We start from the raw sequence: 22040 nt of genomic DNA on the forward strand, positions 1-22040 counted from the left end.
GTGGACAGCCATACTTCCGAATTATGGCAGCAAATTTTATCGATTATTCAAACCAAATTAAGCAAGCCGAGCTTTGATACCTGGTTTAAGGCTACTAAAGCGATAACCTTCAACTCGCAGGTTCTCATTATCTCGGCACCTACAACGTTTGCAGTAGAATGGCTGGAAAGTCGTTACACCAAACTGGTAGGAGCAACCGTCTACGAAGTCACAGGGAAACAAGTGGATGTAAAATTCGTGATTGAAGAAAGCAAGCCGCCTGAGCTTGTGGTTCAACAATCCGCTCCGACTCCCGTAGTATCAAGAGAAGAAGCACAAACGCATCTGCTCAATCCAAAGTACACTTTTGACACCTTTGTAATCGGCTCTGGGAACCGCTTTGCGCATGCAGCCTCACTGGCAGTAGCCGAAGCACCAGCCAAAGCATACAATCCCTTGTTTTTATACGGTGGTGTAGGTCTGGGCAAAACCCATTTGATGCACGCAATTGGGCACTATGTCCTGGAACATAACCCAAATAACAAGGTAATTTACATCTCGTCTGAGAAATTCACGAATGAATTTATCAATTCGATCCGTGATAACCGCGGTGAAAGCTTCCGTAACAAGTATCGTAATGTTGACATTTTGCTTATCGACGACATTCAATTCCTCGCTGGAAAAGAGTCTACACAGGAGGAGTTTTTCCATACTTTCAATGCGCTCCACGAAGAACGCAAGCAAATTATCATCTCCAGCGACCGACCACCAAAGGAAATTCCCACACTGGAAGAACGGCTGCGTTCCCGGTTCGAATGGGGCTTGATTACGGATATTCAACCACCAGATCTGGAGACCCGGATTGCGATTTTACGCAAAAAGGCTAAGGCAGAGAACCTTGATATCCCTAATGAGGCCATGATGTATATTGCCAACCAGATTGACACCAATATTCGTGAGCTTGAGGGTGCATTAATCCGGGTAGTTGCTTATTCTTCGCTTACCAACCAGGATGTAACCACTCATTTGGCAGCTGAAGCGCTCAAGGATATTATTCCTTCCAGTCGTCCCAAGATGATCACCATCGCTGATATTCAGCAAAAAGTCGGAGAATACTACAATTTGCGCCTTGAAGACTTCAAAGCACGCAAAAGAACCAAAGCCGTAGCGTTTCCACGTCAAATCGCAATGTATCTATCCCGTGAACTAACGGATTATTCGCTGCCTAAGATTGGTGAGGCTTTCGGAGGACGTGACCATACGACCGTAATTCATGCGCACGATAAAATCACACAGGCATTAAAGGTCGATCAGGAGTTGTACAAAGTGGTAAATAATCTTGCGGAGAAAATTAAAAATCCTTCCTAAGAGGAACAAAGAGCCTATACACAATCTATACACATGTGGGTAGGCTTAATTTTATGCTGTTTGGTGGGGTTATCCACATATTCGTCGCCCCTACTACTAATACTATTAAATAACTATAATAATTCATCATGTAAAGACGCGTAATTAACAGACTCAAATCCATCGAAATTCCCAATTTTTCAGCTAGGAGTGAAATCATGAAAATAAGCATTCTTAAAAATGAGCTCAACGAATCCATTCAACACGTATCCAAAGCTATATCCAGCAGAACAACAATCCCTATTTTGACCGGTATTAAACTGGAAGTTAGCCATCAAGGCGTCACATTAACTGCAAGTGATACCGATATTTCTATTCAATCGTTTATTCCAGCAGAGAATGACAGCCACACCATCGTGAAGATAGATCAGCCAGGAAGTGTTGTCCTTCCCGCTAAATTTTTCGTCGAGATTATTAAGAAGCTGCCCTCCAAAGAAATCCACATGGAAGTAAAAGAAGGATTCCAAACGTACATCTCTTCCGGATCCACTGAGATTCAGATGGTAGGTTTAGACCCTGAAGAATTCCCAGTGTTACCGAGCATTGAAGAGAATGACACGATCTCTCTACCAGGTGATTTGCTGAAAAATATGATTAAACAAACAGCCTTTTCTATTTCTACCCAAGAGACAACTCCGATATTAACGGGTATACTATGGAATCTGAGCGACAATGAGTTTAAGTTTACAGCGACTGACCGTCACCGCTTGGCAACAAGAGCTGCTAAACTTGAAGGCACGGAAAATGTCAATTTCGGAAATATTGTTATTGCCGGTAAAACCCTTAATGAGCTCAGCAAAATTATCCCTGACCAAAATATGCTGGTTGATATTGTCGTTGCGGATAATCAAGTTCTCTTCAAAATCGACAAAGTACTGTTTTATTCACGGATCCTAGATGGGATTTATCCTGATACTTCTAGAATTATTCCAACAACCTACAAAACAGAACTAACTTTAGATACAAAAAAATTAAGCGAATCGATTGATCGTGCTTATTTGCTGTCCCGGGAAGAAAAAACAAATATTGTTCGTATGCAGACGCTTGATCAAGGCGGTATTGAAATTTCTTCAAGCTCATCAGAGCTGGGTAAGGTTCGCGAGGAACTTGAAGTCATTGATTTCAAAGGTGAACCTCTCAAAATATCTTTTAACTCGAAATATATGCTTGATGTATTAAAGGTCATAGAGAGTGAGCAGCTCGTTATTGCATTTACAGGGATGATGAGTCCGATCATTTTGAAACCACTTGACCAAACCAATAGCTTGTATATCATTTTGCCTTACCGTACAACAAATTAATGCCAACATTCATGAACATGTGGATAAGTGGCTGAAAGGATAAAAACCATGAAAAAAATACTTATCCACAGTGGATACATTAAGCTGGACCAATTTCTGAAACTCGCAGATTGTGTATCCACAGGTGGAATGGCCAAAGCTTTATTGCAGGAAGGTCACGTATTGGTCAACGGAGAGGTAGAGGAACGGCGCGGCAGAAAACTTTATCCGGGTGACAAAATCGAAGTGCAGGATAACGGTACCTTTGAGGTTGAAGGCGGAGGAGTAAAAGAGTAGTACGCTAGGGGAGGAACCATTTCGTGTTTGTTAAAAATATCGGTCTGCAGCATTATCGGAATTACGGGCTGCTGCGTCTGGAGAGCCTGGGCGATGTGAATCTGATTCTGGGTCAGAACGCCCAAGGCAAAACAAACCTCATGGAGGCATTGTTCGTCCTGGCGATGACCAAAAGCCACCGTACCTCTAAGGACCGCGAACTTATCTCCTTCGATGCCCCCGGAGATGCAGCTCAGATCGTTGCCGAGGTGGAACGCAAGTATGGCGATCTCAAGCTGGAGCTCACCCTATCTGCCAAAGGTAAAAAAGCCAAGATCAATGGTTTGGAGCAGCGGCGCCTTAGTGAGTTTGTTGGATCTCTGAATGTGGTCATGTTTGCACCGGAAGATTTAGAGATTGTAAAAGGGACCCCTGGTATCAGACGGCGTTTTCTTGATATGGAGATCGGCCAAGTCCAGCCTAGTTATCTATTTCACCTACAGCAGTATCAAAAAATTCTCTTGCAAAGAGGTAATCTCTTAAAGCAATTATGGGGAAAAGAGGCTGCAGGGAAAGAGCTTCTGGAAATCTGGGATGCTCAACTTGTAGAGCATGGTGTTAAAATCGTCAAAAAAAGGAAACAATTCATAAAGAAGCTGCAAATATGGGCTGAAAGCATTCACCGGGGGATTACTAACGGCGGAGAAGAACTGAAATTGCTCTATGTCCCCTCTTTCGGCGATCGGGATGAGGAAGATGAAGCTGTCTTATTAGACAATTTTATGTTAAAGTTATCACAAACGAGAGAACAAGAAATCAGGCGCGGCATGACGCTGACGGGTCCCCATCGGGATGACCTGTCCTTTTTTATCAACGGAAGGGAAGCTCAGGTCTACGGTTCTCAAGGACAGCAGCGTACCACGGCTTTATCGCTTAAGCTGGCGGAAATCGAGCTGATCCATGAGGAAATCGGAGAATATCCTGTGCTGCTTCTTGATGATGTTTTATCCGAGCTTGATCCTTACCGCCAGACCCAGCTTATTGAAACCTTTCAAAGCAAGGTACAGACATTCATTACCGCTACCGGAATTGAGGGTCTGAATGCCGATAAATTAAAGGGCGCCAGCCTATTTCATGTTCATGATGGAAAAGTTGAGTTATAAAAGAGCGGAGGACGATCATGTATATTCATTTGGGCGGGGAGAAGATCATTAGGTCTTCGGAGTTAATTGCTATATTTGATATTTCGATTGAGAAATCTTCCAAGGTATCTAAGCAATTCGTTATTCACTCTGAGCAGGATAAGAAGCTTGAGCGGATTGGCGAAGAGGAAGCAAAATCTATTGTCGTAACTAAAAATATCGTGTATTACTCCCCCATTTCCTCCTCCACTCTTAAAAAAAGAGCCAAAATTTTGCTCGAAATATAACTTGCATTGGGTAACAAAGAGATAATCAGAAAGAAGTAGGTGAAGGCATGTCAATGAATCAACCGACATATGATGAGAGCCAGATTCAGGTACTGGAAGGGCTGGAAGCGGTTCGGAAACGTCCGGGCATGTATATTGGTTCGACTAGTTCTAAAGGTCTCCATCACTTGGTATGGGAGGTCGTCGATAATAGTATCGATGAGGCACTCGCAGGTTATTGTGACCGGATTCAAGTGATTATACATGAGGATAACGCGATCACTGTTATCGATAATGGACGTGGCATACCTGTAGGTGAGAATGTAAAGCTTAAGAAGTCGACGCTTGAAGTCGTAATGACCGTGCTGCATGCAGGCGGTAAATTCGGCGGTGGCGGATATAAAGTTTCCGGTGGTTTGCATGGTGTGGGTATCTCTGTAGTGAATGCCTTGTCTGAAAAGGTCCTTGTTAAGGTCAAACGTGACGGTCATATCTACCAACAGGAATATAGACGTGGTGCACCGCAGTATGACATCAAAATCGTTGGCGATTCAGATGAGACAGGAACGACTACAACCTTTCATCCGGATCCTGAAATATTTACGGAAACCACAGTTTTTGAATATTCGACACTGCTTACTCGTATTCGGGAGCTGGCTTTTCTTAACAAAGGAATCGAGCTTTCACTTCATGATGAGCGGACGGATGTCACCAACGTGTTCAAATACGAGGGTGGTATCGTTGAATATGTGAAATATTTGAATGAGAAAAAAGAAGCACTACATGAGGATCCGATCTACGTGGAAGGCTCACGCGATATGATCCAAGTTGAAGTGGCTCTCCAATATAACGATTCGTATACTGAGAACATCTACTCTTTTGCGAATAATATTAATACGCATGAGGGCGGAACGCATGAATCCGGCTTTAAAAGTGCGCTGACCCGTATCATCAACGATTATGCTCGTAAAGCGGGAGTATTGAAGGATAGCAATTCGAATCTGACTGGTGATGACGTGCGTGAAGGATTGACAGCCATTATTTCTGTCAAAATTCCAGATCCACAATTCGAAGGTCAAACGAAAACTAAGCTCGGAAATAGTGAAGTGCGGGGTATCGTAGAATCACTGTTCGGAGAGAAATTACAAGAGTTCCTGGAAGAAAACCCAGCAGTATCACGTCGCGTTCTTGAGAAGTCACTTTCCGCGTCGCGCGCACGAGAAGCTGCCCGTAAGGCACGTGAGTTAACCCGTCGGAAGAGTGCGCTTGAAGTCAGTGCTCTGCCTGGTAAACTCGCCGACTGTTCATCCAAGGATGCCTCGATCAGCGAACTATACATCGTCGAAGGTGACTCAGCGGGTGGATCGGCTAAGCAAGGCCGGGATCGCCATTTTCAAGCGATTCTACCGTTGCGTGGTAAGATCCTAAACGTTGAAAAAGCTCGCCTTGACCGTATTTTATCTAACGCCGAGATCCGCGCCATCATTACGGCTTTGGGCACAGGGATCAGCGATGACTTTGACTTATCGAAGGCTCGCTATCATAAAGTCGTTATTATGACCGATGCCGACGTCGATGGAGCCCATATTAGAACGCTATTATTAACGTTCTTCTATCGTTACATGCGGAAGCTAGTAGACGCGGGTTATATCTATATTGCACAGCCTCCTCTCTTTAAGATTGAGCGCAATAAGGTTATCCGCTACGCAGGCAGCGAGAAGGAACGCGATGATATTATCGCTTCTTTTGGAGAAAATGCTAAGGTTAACGTCCAACGTTACAAAGGTTTGGGAGAGATGAATGCAACCCAACTTTGGGACACAACGATGGACCCTGAGACCCGTATGATGCTCCAGGTTACGATTGAAGATGCAATGCTGGCAGATAGTATTTTTGATACACTTATGGGTGACAATGTTGAACCAAGACGTGACTTTATCCATGAGCATGCCAAGAACGTTAGATACCTTGATGTGTAAGAACAATATTTAATACAACCTCCGGCTTCTATTCCTAACGGAATGAGAACGCTGGAGGTTCTTTGATTTCAAGCTTCTTTTTAGGCTCTTGTAGATTGTTTATTGCGGGTCGAATAAGGGGATTTTCTTGCTTTTACACGTCCATAGGCTACGGCATAGCGATGTATTTTACGATAGATTGATTTATCAGGAAATAATTTGAATACAGCAATGGACGGAAGAGTGTTGACTTCCAGCAGCCACATATCCAGATGTTGATCCATGGCAATATCCAGACCAATCTCTTTGATTCCTGGATAGGCAGATTGAAGCTGTGTCGCGATTTGTATACCCAAAGCTTTTAAGTGATTGATCGTAACTAGGACTTCAGAGGGCGGCATATAATTTTTTAGTAGAGTACTTACGGAAAGGATACTGCCTCCACTGTGATAATTGGTGACGATTTTTTGAGGGGCAGCTACTCTTCCAAGCATTCCTGTTGTTTCCCATACTCCTGATGGAGTCTTTTGGGTAAGAACCCGGAGATCAAAAGGGCGGTCTTGATGACGCAGAAGGTCAATCCCTTTTTGAATCAAATAGGTTCGATTCTGAATTCGTTTCTGTAAGTTCTCATACAGCTCTTCTGGTGAGAAAAACACTTCCGCAGTCTTCCCATATCTTAAAATATACAAGATCTGTTCTTCGGGCTCTTCTTTATTAACGTTATCGAGGTCGGTACCGTGTTCAGCTTTCTGTTTGCTAGTGCTAAGAGTTACAGTACGCTGCTCAGCTCTCATTACACCGATACCATAACTTCCTCGATCTGGCTTAATATAGACCATTGTATATAACGCAAGCATCTCCTTAAGAGCATTGACATCGAATTTACGGGTATCAGGCACATATTGCAATAGAGAGTGATTTTGAAGGATGACTTTCGTTTTAGCCCATTTGCTTGGGACGCGTTGAATCTTCATTATCTTCCTCCTTATGAGTTTTGTGCAGGAATAGGTCCTTTGGGTTCCTTGTTGTAAAAAATGCAGTGGCAGCATAATCTTTGACAGCTGAAAATCAGGACAAGCTACCTAAACAATGGTATAATATAAGGATATGGGGTTATGCCTTATCGAACGATATTAGGATAATAAAACCGTGTTTCTTGTCTTTACAGTCTATGTAGTAAAGATATTTGCGGAAAGGGCAAATACCCTGATAAGCGCAAAAAGAAATCAATATTAGAAGATAAAAGGCTATCATGTTTAATTGTGCTACTTTTGTGAAAGTAATATAATTAAGGGTAGCGGTTTTTTAACTGAAGGAGGTCCAGCAACTCATGGCTGAACAAAATAACCCACAAGTCAAAGATCGGGACATTGGCGTGGAAATGCGTGAATCCTTTATGGATTACGCAATGAGCATCATTGTTAGCCGGGCTTTGCCAGATGTGCGGGACGGACTCAAGCCGGTTCACCGACGCATTTTGTTTGCGATGTCGGAGCTTGGAATGTCTGCGGATAAGCCTCATAAGAAATCTGCAAGAATCGTCGGTGAGGTTATCGGTAAGTACCACCCTCACGGTGACTCAGCTGTCTATGAAACAATGGTACGGATGGCTCAGGATTTCTCGATGCGCTATATGCTTGTAGACGGTCACGGGAACTTTGGTTCGATTGATGGTGATATGGCCGCGGCGATGCGGTACACAGAAGCCCGTCTTTCCAAGATTGCAGGCGAAATGCTTCGTGATTTGAACAAAGAGACAGTTGACTTCGCACCCAACTATGATGGTGAAGAGAATGAGCCGGTTGTATTGCCAGCCCGTTATCCGAATCTGCTCGTAAATGGGGTATCTGGTATTGCTGTAGGTATGGCTACTAATATTCCACCGCATAACCTTGGTGAAGTTATCGATGGTGTGCAGGCGATGATTAAGAATCCTGATATCACGCCAATGGAATTGATGGAGTTTATCCAAGGTCCGGATTTCCCTACGGCTGGATATATTTTGGGTCGTGAGGGCATTCGTCAGGCTTATCGTACGGGACGTGGTTCAGTGACCATGCGTGCGAAGGCAACGATCGAAGAGAACAACGGCAAGGCTCGCATCATTGTGCATGAGCTTCCATACCAGGTTAACAAAGCAAGATTGGTTGAGAAAATCGCAGAATTAGTACGTGAGAAACGGATCGAAGGTATAACGGATCTTCGAGATGAGTCTGACCGTAACGGTATGCGTGTAGTTGTTGAGATGAGACGCGATGTTAATCCAAATGTAGTATTAAACAATCTATATAAACATACTTCTATGCAATCCACATTTGGGATCAACATGCTTGCCATCGTAAATAACGAGCCGAAAATTCTTAATCTGCGTGATGTACTTTATCATTATTTGCAGCACCAGATTGAAGTTATTCGTCGTCGTACTATATTTGATCTTAAAAAAGCTGAAGCACGCGCTCATATCTTAGAAGGTCTGCGCATTGCGCTTGATCATCTGGATGAGGTGATTGCGTTAATCCGTGCTTCACGGACAACTGATATAGCCCGCGAAGGCTTAATGAGCACCTTTAGCCTCAGTTTAGAGCAGGCTCAGGCTATCCTCGATATGCGGATGCAACGTCTGACCGGTCTGGAACGGGAAAAGATCGAGAATGAATATAACGAATTGATCGTTAAAATTGCAGAGTACCGTGAAATTCTGGCTAACGAGCATCTTGTACTGGAAATCATCAGCAACGAGCTGCAGGATATCCGTGATAGATATTCTGATGAACGCCGGACAGAGATCACGGTTGGTGAAGAAAGTATCCTGGATGAAGACCTTATTCCACGTGAAGAGGTTGTTATCACTATTACACATACAGGATATATCAAACGTCTACCTGTCAGCACCTACCGCAGTCAGAAGCGGGGAGGTCGCGGAGTCATGGGGATGGACACCAAGGACCAGGATTTTGTGGAGCATCTCTTCGTGAGTAACTCTCATAACTATCTGATGTTCTTTACCGATAAGGGTAAAGTTTACCGGATTAAAGCTTATGAGATCCCAGAATTGGGCCGTACAGCCCGGGGGACGCCAATCATCAACCTGATTCAAATCGAACAAGGTGAGAAGATTAGTGCGGTAATCCAAGTGGAAGATGGCGATAGCGATAAATATTTATTCTTTGCTACCCGCGAGGGTATCGTGAAGAAGACGCCTCTTGGGGATTATAACAACATCCGTAAAGGCGGTCTTATTGCTATTAATCTTCGTGAAGAAGATTCCCTGATCGAGGTTAAGCTGACTGATGGACAGCAAAATCTCATTATCGGTACAGCTCGCGGAATGTCGATTACGTTCTCAGAGAATGATGTGCGTTCTATGGGACGTAGCGCGACTGGCGTTAAGGGTATTACGCTTGACGGTAATGACCATGTCATTGGTATGGACTGTGTCGATAAGGAGCTTGAGGTTCTGATTGTTACTACCAAGGGCTATGGTAAACGGACACCAGCCGGTGATTATCGTTCCCAGACTCGTGGCGGTAAAGGGATCAAGACCATTAATCTCACCGATAAGAATGGTCCTGTAGTGGGTCTTAAGGTCGTTAAGAAGGATGAAGACTTAATGATCATTACGACTAGCGGTACCCTGATTCGTACCAGTATGGATGGAATTTCTACTATGGGCCGTTATGCTCAAGGGGTTAAGCTGATTAACATCCGTGAGGATGACGCAGTAGCTACCCTGTGTAGAGCTGACAAGAACGAAGAGGATGAATCTGAGGAAGGTCTGGAAGGCTTGGAAGGGCAAGAAGGCCTGGATGGGCAAGATACAGTCGAGGAATCTGGCAATATTGATCAGCCTGAGATCCTGACTGAGGACGAAGACACTGACTTAGAATAGGTTGTATTCAAAAAAGAGCAAGGGCTTCTATTACAGAAGACCTTGCTCTTTTTGCTGCTTTTTGAATGACCGATGCTTAAAAAAATAAAATAAATATTTTGAAAGAATAGTTTTCACTGCACTAGTGTCTTCCATTTATCCGTACTATAATTAGCCAATAGAATCCTATAAAGTACTAATTTCTCAGAAATTATCTGTCTTATCAATGTGAGGTAATGCTGGGTGTACGGCTTATAGAAATAAAGGGGCTGAGTATATGCCAAATATATTGGTTGGAGAAGTTAAAGCAGGCTCAAAGATAATAAAGGATGTAATTACACCTTTAGGGGGGACTTTATTCACTAAGGGAAAAATATTGCTCCCTCGTGATCTAGATATTTTACAGGCTTTTTTGATTGGGCAAGTGGAAATCGAAGGTGACCAAGGTGAGGCGAGTTCGGATGGAGCGAAAACAACAGCTAAGCAAGCTTCCCCTAAAGCTGGAGCCATTATCAACGAATCGATGTTGGCCAAGACTAATTCTCCTCTACATGATGAATACGATAAAATGCTCACTCTTATTAAGAACAGCTATCGATCGGTAACGGCAGCTTCACTTCCTATTTTTGAGCTTCGCAGTCAGTTAGAGACACTAATAGGTTATTTGAAGGATTATCATGTCTTGAAGTTTACACCGCGCACTTTAAAATATGAGGATTACAACTATCACAATGCTGTGTTGTCCGCGTTGACATCCTATAAAATTGCTCAGTGGTGTGGGTACCCACAAAAGGATTGGATGCAGATTGCTTTTGCAGGATTATTACATGATATCGGCAATGCTAGAGTAGACAGCTCACTTTTACAGAAACCGGAGTCACTTAACAATAGTGAAATAGAAGAGGTTCGCCGACACACTACATATGGTTATCAATTATTACGCAATGTTACAGCGATTAATGAAGGGGTAAGACTTGCCGCCTTGCAGCATCATGAGAAGATTGATGGCTCTGGTTATCCATTGAAGCTGGACGGCAGTCAGATTCATTTCTACGCTAAAGTAGTCGCAGTAGCAGATATATTCCATGCTATGACCTTAGAAAGAGCCTACAGAAGAGCACAGTCTCCTTATTTGGTACTAGAGCAGATTCTGACAGAAAGCTTCGGTAAGCTTGACCCAGTGATTGTGCAGACGTTTATACAGAAGAGTACTGATCTCTTTAATGGCACTAGAATCAAATTAAGTGATGGCCGTCATGGGGAGATTATCTTCACTGATCGCGCAAACCCTACACGTCCGATGGTTAAAATAGAGGAAACAATAGTTAACTTGATGTTGGAACGTGAATTGTATATTCAAGAGATCATTGCTTAGGGCGTAGGTACAAGGGAATAAGGCTGTGCTAGCCATTATATATCGCAGTATTGAGGCTTATGGCAGCACAGTCTCTCATTTATCTATTATATTTCAAAAAAAGACTTGCAATGCATCTCCATACATGATATATTCTAAGTCCGGCCAAGAAGTACACATGCCGAGCTCGAAAAAGAAGTTAAAAAAAGAGCTTGACATTAAATAGCCGAACATGATATAGTATAAGAGTTGCTGCTGAGACATTAAACGGCGCCAACGAGAACTTGATCTTTGAAAACTGAACAACGAGTGAGTAGGAAATCACGTAAGTGAAATCCAAAATTAGAGAATTAATTTTCTCGTCAGATGTTTCAAAATGAGCATATCGCTCTTTTCAATACTAATTGGAGAGTTTGATCCTGGCTCAGGACGAACGCTGGCGGCGTGCCTAATACATGCAAGTCGAGCGGAGTTATTTTGAAAGCTTGCTTTCAAAATAACTTAGCGGCGGACGGGTGAGTAACACGTAGGCAACCTGCCCTTCAGACTGGGATAACTACCGGAAACGGTAGCTAATACCGGATAATTTCTTTTTTCTCCTGAGAGAAGAATGAAAGACGGAGCAATCTGTCACTGAGGGATGGGCCTGCGGCGCATTAGCTAGTTGGTGGGGTAACGGCCCACCAAGGCGACGATGCGTAGCCGACCTGAGAGGGTGAACGGCCACACTGGGACTGAGACACGGCCCAGACTCCTACGGGAGGCAGCAGTAGGGAATCTTCCGCAATGGGCGAAAGCCTGACGGAGCAACGCCGCGTGAGTGATGAAGGTTTTCGGATCGTAAAGCTCTGTTGCCAGGGAAGAACGTCCGGTAGAGTAACTGCTACCGGAGTGACGGTACCTGAGAAGAAAGCCCCGGCTAACTACGTGCCAGCAGCCGCGGTAATACGTAGGGGGCAAGCGTTGTCCGGAATTATTGGGCGTAAAGCGCGCGCAGGCGGCTATTTAAGTCTGGTGTTTAAACCTTGGGCTCAACCTGAGGTCGCACTGGAAACTGGGTGGCTTGAGTACAGAAGAGGAAAGTGGAATTCCACGTGTAGCGGTGAAATGCGTAGATATGTGGAGGAACACCAGTGGCGAAGGCGACTTTCTGGGCTGTAACTGACGCTGAGGCGCGAAAGCGTGGGGAGCAAACAGGATTAGATACCCTGGTAGTCCACGCCGTAAACGATGAGTGCTAGGTGTTAGGGGTTTCGATACCCTTGGTGCCGAAGTTAACACAGTAAGCACTCCGCCTGGGGAGTACGGTCGCAAGACTGAAACTCAAAGGAATTGACGGGGACCCGCACAAGCAGTGGAGTATGTGGTTTAATTCGAAGCAACGCGAAGAACCTTACCAGGTCTTGACATCCCTCTGAATCTGCTAGAGATAGCAGCGGCCTTCGGGACAGAGGAGACAGGTGGTGCATGGTTGTCGTCAGCTCGTGTCGTGAGATGTTGGGTTAAGTCCCGCAACGAGCGCAACCCTTAACTTTAGTTGCCAGCAAGTAATGTTGGGCACTCTAGAGTGACTGCCGGTGACAAACCGGAGGAAGGTGGGGATGACGTCAAATCATCATGCCCCTTATGACCTGGGCTACACACGTACTACAATGGCCGGTACAACGGGAAGCGAAGCCGCGAGGTGGAGCCAATCCCATCAAAGCCGGTCTCAGTTCGGATTGCAGGCTGCAACTCGCCTGCATGAAGTCGGAATTGCTAGTAATCGCGGATCAGCATGCCGCGGTGAATACGTTCCCGGGTCTTGTACACACCGCCCGTCACACCACGAGAGTTTACAACACCCGAAGTCGGTGGGGTAACCCGCAAGGGAGCCAGCCGCCGAAGGTGGGGTAGATGATTGGGGTGAAGTCGTAACAAGGTAGCCGTATCGGAAGGTGCGGCTGGATCACCTCCTTTCTATGGAGAATCGTTCTCTGCAATGAGAACATTCAAATCGGAAGCTAAGCTTCCAAAACTCAGGTTTAGGCCTGTTACTCACTCGTTGCTCAGTTTTGAGAGTTTAAGCTCTCAAGTAAGACTTGATCCTTGAAAACTGGATACCGAAACGAATTTGCGTTTTAGAACATCTTTTAGCAACTTGTGCAAACAAGTAAATGTTATTAGTGAGATTTTTCTTCGGAAGAATCAAGGTTAAGCTAATAAGAGCACACGGAGGATGCCTAGGCGCCAGGAGCCGACGAAGGACGTGGCGAACAACGAAACTGCCTCGGGGAGCTGTAAGCAAGCTTTGATCCGGGGGTGTCCGAATGGGGAAACCCAGCTGTGGTAATTCGCAGTTACTCATTTCTGAATACATAGGAAATGTAGAGGCAGACCAGGGGAACTGAAACATCTAAGTACCCTGAGGAAGAGAAAACAATAGTGATTCCGTCAGTAGCGGCGAGCGAACGCGGAACAGCCTAAACCTAAGAGCTTGCTCTTAGGGGTTGTGGGACGTCTCACATGGAGTTACAAAGGAATATGGTAGGTGAAGAGGTCTGGAAAGGCCCGCGATAGAGGTAAAAGCCCTGTAGCCTAAACTGTGTTCTCTCCGAGACGGATCCCGAGTAGTGCGGGGCACGTGAAACCCCGTATGAATCCAGCAGGACCATCTGCTAAGGCTAAATACTACCTGGCGACCGATAGTGAAACAGTACCGTGAGGGAAAGGTGAAAAGCACCCCGGAAGGGGAGTGAAATAGAACCTGAAACCGTGTGCTTACAAAAAGTCAGAGCCCTATTAATGGGTGATGGCGTGCCTTTTGTAGAATGAACCGGCGAGTTACGTTTAACATGCAAGGTTAAGCCGAGAAGGTGGAGCCGCAGCGAAAGCGAGTCTGAATAGGGCGAATTAGTATGTGGACGTAGACCCGAAACCGTGTGATCTACCCCTGTCCAGGGTGAAGGTGCGGTAACACGCACTGGAGGCCCGAACCCACGTACGTTGAAAAGTGCGGGGATGAGGTGGGGGTAGCGGAGAAATTCCAATCGAACTCGGAGATAGCTGGTTCTCCCCGAAATAGCTTTAGGGCTAGCCTCGGTATAAGAGTAGTGGAGGTAGAGCACTGATTGGGTGCGGGGTCCGCAAGGATTACCAAGCTCAGTCAAACTCCGAATGCCATATACTTATTGCCGGGAGTCAGACAGTGAGTGCTAAGATCCATTGTCAAAAGGGAAACAGCCCAGACCATCAGCTAAGGTCCCCAAGTGTGTGTTAAGTGGGAAAGGATGTGGAGTTGCACAGACAACCAGGATGTTGGCTTAGAAGCAGCCACCATTGAAAGAGTGCGTAATAGCTCACTGGTCGAGTGACTCTGCGCCGAAAATGTAACGGGGCTAAACACACCACCGAAGCTATGGCTAGATGCTTTGCATCTGGGGTAGGGGAGCGTTGTGTAGGGGTTGAAGGTGTACTGAAAAGAGCGCTGGACACTACACAAGTGAGAATGCCGGTATGAGTAACGAAAAGATCAGTGAGAATCTGATCCGCCGAAAGCCCAAGGTTTCCTGAGGAAGGCTCGTCCGCTCAGGGTAAGTCGGGACCTAAGGCGAGGCCGAAAGGCGTAGTCGAAGGACAACAGTTTGAAATTACTGTACCACCGTAATCCGCTATGAGCGATGGGGTGACGCAGGAGGGTAGTGACGCGGACTGATGGATGTCCGTCTAAGCAGTGAGGCTGATGTGTAGGCAAATCCGCACATCGTTAAGGCTGGGCTGTGATGGGGAGCGAAAATTGTAGTAGCGAAGGTCATGATCTCACACTGCCAAGAAAAGCCTCTAGCCAGGAGAAGGTGCCCGTACCGCAAACCGACACAGGTAGGCGAGAAGAGAATTCTAAGGCGCGCGGAAGAACTCTCGTTAAGGAACTCGGCAAAATGACCCCGTAACTTCGGGAGAAGGGGTGCCCCGGTAGTGTGAATAGCACGAGGGGGCCGCAGTGAAAAGGCCCAAGCGACTGTTTAGCAAAAACACAGGTCTGTGCGAAGCCGCAAGGCGAAGTATACGGGCTGACGCCTGCCCGGTGCTGGAAGGTTAAGGGGAGTGGTTAGGGGTAACCCGAAGCTATGAACCGAAGCCCCAGTAAACGGCGGCCGTAACTATAACGGTCCTAAGGTAGCGAAATTCCTTGTCAGGTAAATTCTGACCCGCACGAATGGCGTAACGACTTGGGCGCTGTCTCAACGAGAGATCCGGTGAAATTTTAATACCTGTGAAGATGCAGGTTACCCGCGACAAGACGGAAAGACCCCATGGAGCTTTACTGCAGCTTGATATTGAATTTGGGTACGATCTGTACAGGATAGGTGGGAGCCGTAGAAATCGGAGCGCAAGCTTCGGTGGAGGCGCCGTTGGGATACCACCCTGATCGTATCTAGGTTCTAACCTAGTGCCCTTACCGGGTACGGGGACCGTGTCAGGCGGGCAGTTTGACTGGGGCGGTCGCCTCCTAAAGAGTAACGGAGGCGTTCCAAGGTTCCCTCAGAATGGTTGGAAATCATTCGCAGAGTGCAAAGGCATAAGGGAGCTTGACTGCGAGACCTACAAGTCGAGCAGGGACGAAAGTCGGACTTAGTGATCCGGTGGTACCGCATGGAAGGGCCATCGCTCAACGGATAAAAGCTACCCTGGGGATAACAGGCTTATCTCCCCCAAGAGTCCACATCGACGGGGAGGTTTGGCACCTCGATGTCGGCTCATCGCATCCTGGGGCTGAAGTAGGTCCCAAGGGTTGGGCTGTTCGCCCATTAAAGCGGTACGCGAGCTGGGTTCAGAACGTCGTGAGACAGTTCGGTCCCTATCTGTCGTGGGCGCAGGAAATTTGAGAGGAGCTGTCCTTAGTACGAGAGGACCGGGATGGACGTACCGCTGGTGCACCAGTTGTTCCGCCAGGAGCATGGCTGGGTAGCTACGTACGGACGGGATAAGCGCTGAAAGCATCTAAGCGTGAAGCCCCCCTCAAGATGAGATTTCCCAATTAGTAAGACCCCTTGAAGACGACGAGGTAGATAGGTTGGAGGTGGAAGTGCAGCAATGCATGGAGCTGACCAATACTAATCGGTCGAGGGCTTATCCTATACGTAGGATGCAAATTCGTTTCGGATTCAGTTTTCAGGCATCAAGCCTGTAACACGCTTAGAAATTCATTGTCACTTCTGGTGATGAACCGAATTTCACGCGGCAGCGTCTGTTTCACAGACGCATGTTTGGTGGCGATAGCGGAGGGGTTCCACGCGTACCCATCCCGAACACGACCGTTAAGCCCTCCAGCGCCGATGGTACTTGGACCGAAGGGTCCTGGGAGAGTAGGACGTTGCCAAGCACGCAAGACCACTGTTGAGTAATCGACAGTGGTCTTTTTGTTATGTATATTTACTTTAGGATTGTTGCAAATTAAATTATGTTTGACAGACTACAGTGTTTAACCCATAATACAATTCATACTAAACATATAAGAATTATAGGGGGAGCGAATTATGTCGTACTTTAGTGTATCTATTAAGAAACCGATTCTGTTGGGGGCAATAGCAGTTTTGCTATTGATGTTAATTGCAGGGTGCTCGGGGTCTAATAATAAGGCTGATTCAAATAAAGAGGCACAGGAAAGTGCGAGTCCGGCAACTCAAAGTCCTCAAACTGCAGAACCTGCAACGGGAGGGACTTTCGTCTATGGACGACCTGCTTCTGTAACTTCGCTGGATTTGCATAATCAGATTACGTCCAACAATGCTTTTGCAATCGACAAAGTCTTTGAATCATTAGTCGCTTTTGACAGCAAAGGTGAAATTGTAGATTGGCTTGCTAAGTCACATAATATCAGTGAAGATGGTCTGACGTATACATTCGAGCTTCGTGATGGTTTGAAGTTTTCAAACGGCACGGATGTGACTGCAGAAGATGCTGTATTCTCTCTTGAGCGGCACTTGAAGGTAGGCGGCCCGCTGGCAATATCCGCAAAGGTCGACACAATCAAAGCGCAAGATAACAAAACGCTTGTTATTACACTTAAAGAGCCTTATACACCATTTATCTCGGAGCTATCTAATTTCTCAAATGGTATCCTTCCTAACAATTTCGGCGGAGTATCCGAAGAAGAATTCTTCAAGAAACCAATCGGTACGGGACCTTTTGTTGTTGAAACATGGGACACTGCAGGTGATCTGACCTTCACTAAGAATACATTCTACTGGCAAGAAGGTAAACCCTATATTGATAAGCTCGTTTATAAGCTGATTGAAGATGACAGCCAAGCGATTAACCAGCTGAAGGCTGGAGAAGTTAATGCTATTGAATCTTTGGCCCTGCAAAATGCCAATGAGATTAAAGATGGGGCTGACACTAAAGTAGTTACTAACGGTAGTTGGGTGACAGAGCAATTGTTCTTTAATACGTTGGATGAACATTTTTCTGATGTGCATGTCCGTCGCGCTCTGGCGCTAGCGCTTGATCGTGAGGGCTTGACCAAGGCGCTAACCTTTGGTTATGCACAAACAGCAAACTCATTGCTGCCAACAACGATTCCTTATAACGCAAATGATACAATCAAAGCACTGAACTTTAATATCGAAGCAGCCAAGGAGGAGCTTGCCAAATCTGCCTTCCCTAATGGCTTCACTACCAAATTACTTGTAGCATCCGGTAATAGCACAAGAGCTCAAGAGGCACAAATTATTCAGGCAGCGGGCCAAACGATTGGGATTAAGATTGAGATTGAATCGATTGAACTTGCCACTTTCCGTGAACGTTTCTTCGCATATGATTTTGCGGCAATGCTGAACAGTGGCCAAGCGGATTCCCCTGAAGCGAACTCAATTATTGCTTTCCAGACCGATCCGGAAGGCTTCAGCAAATCATATTGGACGCATTATACAAATGATGAAGTAACGAAGCTTCTATATGAGGGACAAAAAACTGCGGATGGCGATGAACGTGCACAAATCTATACTAAGCTGCTGCAGACCCTTGCTGATGAAGTTCCTTATATTCCGCTTTACTATCCAGATGTTTTAAAAGGTATTCGTTCTTCAGTTGACGGTCTCGTTGTTCTACCAAACGGCAGTGCCCGTTTCGAAGATGTCCGCATCAGCCTATGATGAATCTTAAGCAGGTGTTAAATCAACCGAAAGGAAGCAAGGGTTCTTACAACTGGCTTGTGATATCTCTTATAAAAGCATTAGCAGTGATCTTCTGCGTAATGATAGCGGTCTTTTTCATCATACGAATCGTGCCGGGAGATCCAGCAAAAATGATTTTGGGAGAATACAGTACCCCTGAGGCGCTCAAGAGTATGCATCATACTCTTGGGCTGGACCTCCCTTTATGGGAGCAATTCATCCGATTTGTGAAGACGCTGTTTACTCAAGGAGATACTGGAAACTCCATTATTATGGGGACATCAACAAGAGAGTTGATTACACAACGGGCCCCTGTTACTTTGCTGCTCATCGTGATGGCTTGTGTGTTGGCGATTTTTGTATCCCTTCTGCTCGCTATGGTAGCCGCTACGCATAAGGATAAACTGCTGGACCATTTGATACGTATTTTTCCTACAATTACTCTAGGTATGCCAATCTTCTGGGTTGGCTTACTTTTAATTTTGCTCTTTAGTGTCCGGCTTGGCTGGTTCCCTGTTGGGGGAGTAAGTGAAGGGTGGGTCGGAACCTTGCATAGTCTTGCACTTCCAGCAATCACTGTTGCTTTTTCACAGGTTCCTACGCTTGTTCGTTCATTAAGAGCGCAGATGCTTGAAGTGTTAGAATCGGATTTTGTAGTCACCCTTAAGGCTGCGGGCATACCAAACAGGGTTATTTTATTTAAACATGTGCTGCGCAACTCTGCTCTTCCTACGTTAATGCTGCTGGGTGTGAATATTTCTTATTTAATCGGAGGCACCTTGGTCGTTGAGCAGGTATTTGGAATTAAGGGAATTGGCAGCTTATTGTTCACTTCAATTTCGAAACGGGACTTTCCGGTTATTCAAGGAATAGCACTTTACTGTGCGCTATCTGTTGTGATCATCAGTCTCTTGATTGAAATCATTTCCTGGTGGCTTGATCCCAGAACGAAAGGAAAACAATGAAAACTATAAGACTAGACTCGCGATTGTATGAAGACGGTAAGATAACAAGCGGCTTAAAGCGAATATGGAATACCCCATCACTTCTAGTGGGAATTATTATGTTTGCAGCTCTTATTCTCTTGACTGTGTTTATACCTTATATAAGTCCTTATGACCCCTCTGAGCAAAATTTGAGTGCCTTTTTACAGCCTCCGTCAGCCGAGCATTGGTTGGGAACTGATCAATTAGGGCGTGATCTGTTTACCAGACTGGTTTATGCAGCGAGGACTGATTTGAAAATCATGGTCTTGGCAGAAATCATTCCCTTTTGCACAGGTGTATTTCTAGGAATGCTGGCAGGATATTACGGCAAATGGATCGATACAGTTATTACGCTGTTGTCAGATACATTCATCGCCTTTCCTTTTTATCTGATCGTTATTATCGTGGCTTTTGCAAGTGGAGCAGGAGAACGAGGCATTTATATTACTTTTATTTTTGTAGGATGGATTGTCTTTGCCCGTGTCGTGAGAGGTCTTAGTGCTTCTTTTCGTAATCAGGAATGGGTGGCGTCCGCTCAAACCTTAGGGCTACCAGGAGTGAAAATTATTTTGCGTCATCTCCTGCCGAATGTACTTCCGCAAGCCGTGGTCGTCCTTATGACAGATATGATTGGATTGCTTGTTGCCATTGTTACGCTCGGGTATCTTGGTATCGGCATTACACCGCCAACTCCTGACTGGGGGACAATGATTTCAGATGGACAGCCCTTCATCACTACAGCTTGGTGGCTCTCGGCCGTTCCGGGATTTGCAGTGGTGTATACGGGGATAGCTTTGTCGCTCCTAGGTGATGGTTTGGCAGACATATGGAGGAAAAAATAATGTCTATACAACCCATTTTAGAAATAGAGGCGCTATCGCTGGCAGCTAAGTCAAATGAGAGATTGGTCAATAATGTTAGTTTTTCGCTGGGTAAAGGGGAGAGTCTGGGATTAGTAGGTGAATCGGGATCAGGAAAATCGCTTACACTGCGTGCAATTTTAGGCTTGCTTCCAAATGGTGTTGAACAGACTGGTGGCACCATTAAAAGTGACGTAAGCAGTGCGATGGTATTTCAAGATCCAAGAGGTGCGCTTGATCCGCTCTGTACGGTTGTCAAACAACTGGCTGAAGTTGTGTATTACAGACAGAGAGTAAGCCGTAAGACTTCGCGGGTAATTGCACTGGAACTGCTCGAAAGGCTTGGTCTCCCCGATTCATTGAAGAAAAAGGACCGGTATCCGAGTCAGCTGTCAGGCGGTCAGTGTCAACGGGTAGTCATCGCTCTGGCACTGGCGTGCAAGCCAGGCATACTTCTCTGTGATGAGCCGACAACGGCACTTGACGTCACGGTTCAACGGCAAATTATTGAGACGATCACGAGCCTCCAGCATGAGCTCAGTTTTGCCATGGTATTTGTTACGCATAACCTAGCGATTGCAGCAAACTTGTGTTCACGGCTATGTGTAATGAAACAGGGACAGATTGTTGAGCAGGGCAATACCCTTGATATTTTGCGAAATCCGAAAGACCCTTACACACAGATGCTGATTGATTCGGTGCTTCCTTTGCCAGAGCTTGAAGGGAGTAGAGACTCATGGAATTAGCCTTACAAATAAAAGATTTAACTGTTCATTATGGCGGCTTTACTGCACTGGATCATATCAATCTGAATCTTGAGCAGCACACCACCCTTGGGCTTGTTGGAGAATCCGGATCAGGGAAATCTACGCTGGCGCGAGTAATTGCTGGACTGATTGCCCCAAATGAGGGACAGATTCTGTTGGGAACCCAAGAATTAAAAAAGAAAAGAAGCCGTGAGCAGCACAAAACAATCCAGATGATATTCCAAAATCCAGATGCTTCGCTAAATCCTAAACATTCGATTAGGCAAATTCTTTCCGAGCCCTTATTGTTTCATAAAATAGTGGGGCGTACAGATGTTGAACAAAGATGCAAAGAGCTTTTGAATCAAGTTCATTTAGAACAAAAGGCGTTAGACAAATTCCCACATGAATTTTCCGGCGGCCAGCGTCAACGAATAGCGATCGCTCGTGCATTAAGTGTTGAGCCAAACATCCTGATCGCGGATGAACCTACAAGTGCGTTGGATGTATCTGTGCAGCTTAGTGTGCTCGAACTGTTCAATACGCTGAAGGCTGAGCTTAATCTCACCATGCTTTTTATTTCTCATGATCTAGGAGTAATCAATGCAATTAGCGATACGGTAGCAGTTATGCGGCAAGGAAAGCTCGTGGAGCAGAGTCCGCGGGACCAATTCTTCATCCGTCCTAAACATGAATACAGTTATGAGCTGTTGTCGGCGGTTCCGAAAATGCCAAAATAAAGTACATCAGGAGGTTTTTTT

General features: G+C 45.6%; 14 protein-coding genes and 3 rRNA genes. 16 read left to right on the forward strand and 1 reads right to left on the reverse strand.

Annotation, left to right across the window (positions count from 1 at the left end; all coding sequences use genetic code 11):
- The 6 genes from dnaA to gyrB all read left to right on the forward strand — a co-directional run bounded on the left by dnaA (position 1) and on the right by gyrB (position 6329).
- Positions 1-1347, forward strand: coding sequence for a chromosomal replication initiator protein DnaA (gene dnaA, locus NSQ55_RS00005; protein ID WP_036677741.1), 1347 nt, complete (start codon positions 1-3; stop codon positions 1345-1347).
- A gap of 197 nt (positions 1348-1544) precedes the next feature.
- A complete protein-coding gene (gene dnaN / locus NSQ55_RS00010; protein WP_036677739.1) occupies positions 1545-2687 on the forward strand; it encodes a DNA polymerase III subunit beta in 1143 nt (380 codons plus the stop codon).
- 48 nt (positions 2688-2735) lie between these two features.
- On the forward strand, positions 2736-2963 hold the full coding sequence (gene yaaA, locus NSQ55_RS00015) for a S4 domain-containing protein YaaA (RefSeq protein ID WP_036677736.1): 228 nt from the start codon (positions 2736-2738) through the stop codon (positions 2961-2963).
- Between the two features lie 23 nt (positions 2964-2986).
- Entirely contained in the window at positions 2987-4105 is a 1119-nt protein-coding gene (gene recF, locus NSQ55_RS00020; RefSeq protein WP_036677733.1) for a DNA replication/repair protein RecF, read from the forward strand.
- Between the two features lie 17 nt (positions 4106-4122).
- Entirely contained in the window at positions 4123-4371 is a 249-nt protein-coding gene (locus NSQ55_RS00025; protein ID WP_036677731.1) for an extracellular matrix/biofilm biosynthesis regulator RemA family protein, read from the forward strand.
- A gap of 47 nt (positions 4372-4418) precedes the next feature.
- Positions 4419-6329: a DNA topoisomerase (ATP-hydrolyzing) subunit B gene (gene gyrB, locus NSQ55_RS00030; protein WP_036677726.1), complete on the forward strand. Its 1911-nt coding sequence runs from the start codon at positions 4419-4421 to the stop codon at positions 6327-6329.
- 80 nt (positions 6330-6409) lie between these two features.
- Here the strand turns inward: gyrB and NSQ55_RS00035 are convergent, their stop codons facing one another.
- Positions 6410-7285, reverse strand: coding sequence for a YheC/YheD family protein (locus tag NSQ55_RS00035; RefSeq protein WP_076282221.1), 876 nt, complete (start codon positions 7283-7285; stop codon positions 6410-6412).
- 356 nt (positions 7286-7641) lie between these two features.
- Here NSQ55_RS00035 and gyrA point away from each other — a divergent pair, with 356 nt between their 5' ends.
- The 10 genes from gyrA to NSQ55_RS00085 all read left to right on the forward strand — a co-directional run bounded on the left by gyrA (position 7642) and on the right by NSQ55_RS00085 (position 22019).
- Complete coding sequence (gene gyrA, locus NSQ55_RS00040) at positions 7642-10200, forward strand: DNA gyrase subunit A (RefSeq protein WP_248548865.1); 2559 nt, start codon at positions 7642-7644, stop codon at positions 10198-10200.
- Positions 10201-10456: 256 nt separating this feature from the next.
- Entirely contained in the window at positions 10457-11554 is a 1098-nt protein-coding gene (locus NSQ55_RS00045; RefSeq protein WP_339170649.1) for an HD-GYP domain-containing protein, read from the forward strand.
- A gap of 380 nt (positions 11555-11934) precedes the next feature.
- Positions 11935-13492, forward strand: a 16S ribosomal RNA gene (locus tag NSQ55_RS00050).
- 232 nt (positions 13493-13724) lie between these two features.
- A 23S ribosomal RNA gene (locus NSQ55_RS00055) occupies positions 13725-16650 on the forward strand.
- A 128-nt stretch (positions 16651-16778) separates the two neighbouring features.
- A 5S ribosomal RNA gene (gene rrf / locus NSQ55_RS00060) occupies positions 16779-16895 on the forward strand.
- Together the 16S, 23S and 5S rRNA genes form the textbook arrangement of a ribosomal RNA operon.
- A 154-nt stretch (positions 16896-17049) precedes the next feature.
- On the forward strand, positions 17050-18666 hold the full coding sequence (locus tag NSQ55_RS00065) for an ABC transporter substrate-binding protein (RefSeq protein ID WP_339170651.1): 1617 nt from the start codon (positions 17050-17052) through the stop codon (positions 18664-18666).
- Complete coding sequence (locus NSQ55_RS00070) at positions 18663-19652, forward strand: ABC transporter permease (RefSeq protein ID WP_339170653.1); 990 nt, start codon at positions 18663-18665, stop codon at positions 19650-19652. The genes NSQ55_RS00065 and NSQ55_RS00070 overlap by 4 nt, the downstream gene beginning before the upstream one ends.
- Positions 19649-20515: an ABC transporter permease gene (locus tag NSQ55_RS00075; RefSeq protein WP_139330225.1), complete on the forward strand. Its 867-nt coding sequence runs from the start codon at positions 19649-19651 to the stop codon at positions 20513-20515. Before NSQ55_RS00070 ends, NSQ55_RS00075 begins: the two co-directional genes overlap by 4 nt.
- Positions 20515-21279, forward strand: a complete 765-nt coding sequence (locus NSQ55_RS00080) for an ABC transporter ATP-binding protein (RefSeq protein ID WP_280753846.1) — start codon at positions 20515-20517, stop codon at positions 21277-21279. Before NSQ55_RS00075 ends, NSQ55_RS00080 begins: the two co-directional genes overlap by 1 nt.
- Positions 21270-22019 (forward strand): ATP-binding cassette domain-containing protein, encoded by a 750-nt coding sequence (locus NSQ55_RS00085; RefSeq protein WP_248549756.1) that lies wholly within the window; start codon positions 21270-21272, stop codon positions 22017-22019. Before NSQ55_RS00080 ends, NSQ55_RS00085 begins: the two co-directional genes overlap by 10 nt.
- Positions 22020-22040: the final 21 nt, after the last annotated feature.

Source organism: Paenibacillus sp. FSL H7-0943, from assembly GCF_037963265.1.
GTDB classification, from domain to species: Bacteria; Bacillota; Bacilli; order Paenibacillales; family Paenibacillaceae; genus Paenibacillus_AQ; species Paenibacillus_AQ odorifer.

Excerpts from the sequence above, each read along its gene's own strand:
- gyrA (WP_248548865.1), top strand. The coding sequence starts at position 7,642 with ATGGCTGAACAAAATAACCCACAAGTCAAAGATCGGGACATTGGCGTG.
- NSQ55_RS00070 (WP_339170653.1), top strand. The coding sequence starts at position 18,663 with ATGATGAATCTTAAGCAGGTGTTAAATCAACCGAAAGGAAGCAAGGGT.
- dnaN (WP_036677739.1), top strand. The coding sequence starts at position 1,545 with ATGAAAATAAGCATTCTTAAAAATGAGCTCAACGAATCCATTCAACAC.
- yaaA (WP_036677736.1), top strand. The coding sequence starts at position 2,736 with ATGAAAAAAATACTTATCCACAGTGGATACATTAAGCTGGACCAATTT.
- NSQ55_RS00075 (WP_139330225.1), top strand. The coding sequence starts at position 19,649 with ATGAAAACTATAAGACTAGACTCGCGATTGTATGAAGACGGTAAGATA.
- NSQ55_RS00085 (WP_248549756.1), top strand. The coding sequence starts at position 21,270 with ATGGAATTAGCCTTACAAATAAAAGATTTAACTGTTCATTATGGCGGC.
- NSQ55_RS00080 (WP_280753846.1), top strand. The coding sequence starts at position 20,515 with ATGTCTATACAACCCATTTTAGAAATAGAGGCGCTATCGCTGGCAGCT.
- NSQ55_RS00065 (WP_339170651.1), top strand. The coding sequence starts at position 17,050 with ATGTCGTACTTTAGTGTATCTATTAAGAAACCGATTCTGTTGGGGGCA.
- gyrB (WP_036677726.1), top strand. The coding sequence starts at position 4,419 with ATGTCAATGAATCAACCGACATATGATGAGAGCCAGATTCAGGTACTG.
- NSQ55_RS00035 (WP_076282221.1), bottom strand. The coding sequence starts at position 7,285 with ATGAAGATTCAACGCGTCCCAAGCAAATGGGCTAAAACGAAAGTCATC.
- NSQ55_RS00025 (WP_036677731.1), top strand. The coding sequence starts at position 4,123 with ATGTATATTCATTTGGGCGGGGAGAAGATCATTAGGTCTTCGGAGTTA.
- NSQ55_RS00045 (WP_339170649.1), top strand. The coding sequence starts at position 10,457 with ATGCCAAATATATTGGTTGGAGAAGTTAAAGCAGGCTCAAAGATAATA.